The sequence below is a fragment of the Pseudoalteromonas sp. GABNS16E genome (assembly GCF_028598715.1).
GTDB classification, from domain to species: domain Bacteria; phylum Pseudomonadota; class Gammaproteobacteria; order Enterobacterales; family Alteromonadaceae; genus Pseudoalteromonas; species Pseudoalteromonas atlantica.
Window position 1 is genome coordinate 1 of sequence record NZ_JAQREZ010000139.1, and the last position, 1,003, is coordinate 1,003.

At 39.6% G+C, this 1,003-nt stretch carries 2 protein-coding genes; one reads left to right on the plus strand and one right to left on the minus strand.

Translation table 11 applies throughout. The annotated features are described in order from the left end of the window. Window positions 1–589, minus strand: a 589-nt coding sequence (locus PSI06_RS20985; protein ID WP_273605072.1) for a multicopper oxidase domain-containing protein, incomplete at its 3' end; no start/stop codon positions are given. Between the two features lie 166 nt (window positions 590–755). On the opposite strand from PSI06_RS20985, the gene PSI06_RS20990 reads away from it, so the two are divergent. Continuing rightward, a partial coding sequence (locus tag PSI06_RS20990) for a response regulator (protein WP_273605073.1) occupies window positions 756–1,003 on the plus strand: 248 nt, incomplete at its 3' end.

The window sequence follows — 1,003 nt, forward strand, 5'->3', positions numbered from 1 at the left end:
CCATTGGGTCATCATCAGTCCAATCAGATAATTGAATAACATGCTCGTTATCTGCACTAATAATATCTTTTTCTCGCGGTTCAATAATTAATGCACCGTACATGCCAGTCATTTCTTGAAAGCCACTATGTGAGTGATACCAATATGTACCGCTTTGTTGTAATTTAAATTTATAAACAAAGGTTTCGCCAGGCATAATGCCTTTAAAACTGATACCAGGTACGCCATCCATTTGATACGGTAAAATAATGCCATGCCAATGAATTGAACTCGGTACTGATAACTTATTTGTTACTCTAATAGTAACGTCATCGCCTTCTTTGAGGCGCAAGGTGGGGGCGGGTATAGAGCCATTGATAGTTGTCGCCATACGTACTACGCCAGTAAAGTTAACCGGCGATTCATCTATAACCAGATCAATTACTTTGCCGCTAAGTTCGGGCACAGTGCCTGTTATTGTTCCTGCTACTAAAGATGATGCAGCATGTAATACACTCGGAAAAGCAGCAAGTACACCTCCTGCAATTAAGCCTTGAACAAATCGTCTTCGTGGTGTGCTAACCTGTTGTGATGACTTTTTAAACCCCATTTCCTTACTCCTTCATACCAGAATATGTATTGAGTATAGAAAATAGACCTGTCTTAAACATGACGCGAACATTACAAAGTTGTAATGTTGGTGTCATGTTGCTGTAGTGACAGATACTGCATAATATTTGCAGAGGTAGTTGTTAGGACTTTAATGAAGGAATTGTATGCGCTTATTAGTTGTTGAAGATGAATCAAAGACAGGAGATTATTTAAAACAGGGACTAAGTGAAGCTGGTTTTCAGGTTTCTTTGGCGCGCAATGGACTTGACGGTCATCACCTAGCAATGACCGACTTATTTGATGTAATAATACTTGATGTCATGTTACCTGACGTATCCGGTTGGAAAATTTTACAGTCGCTACGTGAAGCAGATAACAAAACCCCAGTACTATTTTTATCTGCTCGCGATAG